This window comes from Microcoleus sp. S13_C3 (assembly GCF_036700905.1).
In the GTDB taxonomy this organism is placed as follows: domain Bacteria; phylum Cyanobacteriota; class Cyanobacteriia; order Cyanobacteriales; family Microcoleaceae; genus Microcoleus.
In genome coordinates this window covers 1-3538 of sequence record NZ_JAUBPT010000301.1, presented here as the reverse complement: position 1 = coordinate 3538, position 3538 = coordinate 1, and the positions used below count along the sequence as shown (strand labels likewise).

Genomic DNA, 3538 nt, shown 5'->3' with positions numbered 1-3538 from the left:
CTAATGACTAATGACTAATGACTAATGACTAATGACTAATGACTAATGACTAATGACTAATGACTAATGACTAATGAGTCCGTTTTTGCTCGCCCCGGCCGCGCAAATATTCCGCTAAAAACGCCAATCCTCCCGAACCTACTATCAACAGCACGCTCAAAGCATTAATATCCGGTTTTACCCCAGTCCGAATCCGGCTAAAAATTTCCATCGGCAGAGTTGTAGTCCCGCTACCTGCGGTAAAACTCGCAATCAAAAAATCGTCCATGCTGAGGACAAAAGACAGCAGACAACCCGAAACAATTCCGGGTATTAATTGAGGGAGCAAAACCTGAATAAAAGCTTCAACAGGCGTTGCACCCAAATCCAAGGCAGCCTCTTCTAAATACGGGTTTAAATCTGCCAATCTAGTAGAAACAGCTAGGGCGATGTAAGCCAGACAAAACACAATGTGAGCGGCGACAATTGTCCACAAACTCAGAGGAATAGCCAGCGCAGCTAAAAATACCAGAGTAGCAACTGCGGTCGCAATATCTGGAATAATAATCGGCAAGTAGGAGACTCCCTGATATAAACTCTTGCCTGGAAAGCGGTAGCGGGCTAAACCAACGGCCATCAAAGTGCCAAGTACAGCCGAGATTGCAACTGCACAAACAGCCACTGTTAAACTGTTTCTCAGGGCAATTAAAATCCGCGTATCGCTAAATAATTTAACGTACCAATCTAAAGTAAATCCTTCCCAACCGGCGCTAAAACGCGATTTGTTAAAGCTGTAAAATGTGAGTACCAGGATGGGCAGGTACATATAAAAAAACATCAAAACGGCAAATATTACCTGCCAAGAAACCTTAAATTTAGGTTTTAAGTACATATCGGCTTGTATTTCCTCCTGTGGATTTTCGGGGGTATTTTCCATTTCTCGGTAATTGGTAATTGGTAATTGGTAATTGGTAATTGGTAATCGGTTGTTATCAGTTGTTATTTGTGAGTAGCTACCAATAACCAGTAACCAATAACTAAGGACTAATAACTACTGACTAATGACTTCTTTAAATTGCATTACGATCGCCATATTTGAGCAAAAGGGCAATTCCGATACTCACTGCAAAGATTAATACCATACTCAGAGCCGAACCCAGCCCCCAATTTTGAGTCGCCCCCAAAAACTGATTGTAAATTAAACGAGCCGCCGTCATACTAGAAGCTCCACCGAGCAACTCGGGATCGACAAAATCGCCCAAACAGCTAATAAATACTAGCAAAGAACCCGCAGCAATTCCCGGCATCGTCTGAGGTACTGTCACTTTCCAGAAAGTTTCCACTGGGTTCGCACCCAAATCCTGAGATGCTTCTAGCAACCTGCGGTCTAACTTTTCCAAAGAAGCGTAGAGAATTGTCACGATATAAGGCAAATAACTGTAAGCCATGCCGATTAGAACGGCGGAACTTTGATTAAGCAATTCTAGAGGAGGAATGCCTACAAGTGCCAGCAGCGAGTTGAGAACCCCCGTAGGACGCAGAATTGTAATCCAAGCATACGATCGCAACAGCGAAGAAGTCCACAGCGGCAACACAAAGCCTAACAAAGTTAAATTCCGCCACTTTTTCGACACATTGAGGGCGATCCAGTAAGCCACAGGAAATCCCAGCAGCAAACACAGAATAGTAGTCCCCGTTGCGAAAAAGAGCGATCGACCAATCACCTGCAAATTCAGCGGCTCAAACACTCGCAGGTAATTGCCGATTCCCGAAGGATTCACCAAATCTCCCGGTTTAATATTTGGCACCAAACTAAGCTGAAAAATCACCAAAGTTGGTATTACTAATAATAACAGCAGGAACAAGCCAGAAGGGCCCAGCAATGCCAGTGGCCCAGCCCACGCAGACCACGGGGAAACAGTTTCAGCCTTCAAAGAAGAATTGGGAGGAATAGGAGGGGGAGTTCTAGTTGAAACAGCCATAAATAAATAGTGTTGAGTTTTGAGTTGTGATTGGTACGGGCGGGTTTCACCAACAACAATCTATGCGTAAAATAAACAATCTTCTAAACCCGCCCCCACCCCACGGTAAATCGAAATGTAATGTAGGGGCGGGTTCACCTACAATCATCGCCTAAAATAAACAATCTCATAAACCCGCCCCCACCCCACGGTAAATCGAAATGTACATGAAATTTCTGGCAAAAATAAGATTAGCCGCTGGTTAATTTAGTCCAATAGCGATCGTACACGTCTATAAATTTTCCTACCGGAGCAACACCTTCGCAATTTTTCAAAGTTGCCTCCGAAGGGAAAAGAATTTCATTTTCGCGGACTTCCGGCGTCAGCAAACTAAAAGCATCTTCCGAAGGAGTTGAGAAACTGAGCCGTTCTACTAAAGAAGCAGCGACATCCGCTTGCAGCATAAAGTTAATCCACTTATAAGCTGCTTCGGGATTGGGAGCACCTTTAGGAATTACTAAAGTGTCAGTCCACAGAGAAGAACCGCTTTTTGGCACAACATAGCGCAATTTGTCATTATCTGGGATTACCTCATTAGCATCAGAAGAATAACACATAGCTACCTTCAAATCCCCCGTCAGCATTTGCGGCCGCCAAGCATCAGTGGTAAAAGATGCGATCGCCGGTTTGAGTTCCACCAACTTTTCGTAAGCTTGTTTCACTTGCTCTTGGTTGGTAGAATTGAGAGAATAGCCCAACATCCGCAGCGCAGCACCCATCACTTCTCGAACATCATTTGCCAGCGTCATTCGCCTTGCTAACTCCTGTTTGTGCTGCCACAAATACTCCCAATCTTCAGGAGCTTCTTTGAGCTGTTCGCTGTTGTAAATTAAGCCTGTGGTTCCCCAACTCAAAGGCACGCTGTAGCGGTTTCCTGGGTCATATACGGGGTTTTGGAACTGTTTTTTTAGCCGATCGAGCCCGCCCAAAATCGAGTGGTCTAATGGGCTCAACAGCCCCAGTTCCGTCATCTGAATCACCATGTAGTCAGACGGGTAAATGATGCTGTAGGCCCGGCCACCGCCAGCTTGAACCCTAGCCAGCATCGCCTCATTGGAGTCAAATACGTCTGCAACCACGCGAATGCCTGTTTTTTCGGCAAAGCGATCGAGCAAAGCTTTATCGGTATAGCCTGCCCAAGTATAGATGAAAAGTTGGTCGGCATCACCTTTGACCGGAGGAGCAGATTGCACGTCTGCAAGTCGCCAGCCGCAACTCGAAACAGCTAACCCGGAAATTGTCGCCGCCGAATTTTTTAGGAACTGACGGCGTGTAGAATTAGCCGGAAAAATCCTGGAAATTGGTAAGTTAGTCGGAGGCACAGTTAGATTTTAGATTTTAGATTTTAGATTTTAGATTTGGAGATTGAAGATTGAAGATTGGGGAATTGGGAATTGGGAATTGGGAATTGGGAATTGGGAATTGTCCTATGTTATTTGTTAGGAGAACCAACAAATAACCAATGACTAATGACTAATGACTAATGACTAATGACTAATGACTAATGACTAATGACTAATGACTAATGACTAATGACT

3 protein-coding genes are annotated in these 3538 nt (G+C 44.5%); all 3 read right to left on the bottom strand.

What is annotated here, in order from left to right:
- Positions 1 to 70: 70 nt before the first annotated feature.
- On the bottom strand, positions 71 to 916 hold the full coding sequence (locus QUA16_RS36055) for an ABC transporter permease (RefSeq protein WP_333109598.1): 846 nt from the start codon (positions 914 to 916) through the stop codon (positions 71 to 73).
- A 133-nt stretch (positions 917 to 1049) separates the two neighbouring features.
- On the bottom strand, positions 1050 to 1961 hold the full coding sequence (locus tag QUA16_RS36050; RefSeq protein WP_333109599.1) for an ABC transporter permease: 912 nt from the start codon (positions 1959 to 1961) through the stop codon (positions 1050 to 1052).
- 230 nt (positions 1962 to 2191) lie between these two features.
- Positions 2192 to 3322: a spermidine/putrescine ABC transporter substrate-binding protein gene (locus QUA16_RS36045; RefSeq protein WP_333109601.1), complete on the bottom strand. Its 1131-nt coding sequence runs from the start codon at positions 3320 to 3322 to the stop codon at positions 2192 to 2194.
- Between the last annotated feature and the right edge of the window lie 216 nt (positions 3323 to 3538).

What these genes read in the sequence shown, in the direction of transcription:
- QUA16_RS36055 (WP_333109598.1), bottom strand. Translation starts at nt 916, where the DNA reads ATGGAAAATACCCCCGAAAATCCACAGGAGGAAATACAAGCCGATATG.
- QUA16_RS36050 (WP_333109599.1), bottom strand. Translation starts at nt 1,961, where the DNA reads ATGGCTGTTTCAACTAGAACTCCCCCTCCTATTCCTCCCAATTCTTCT.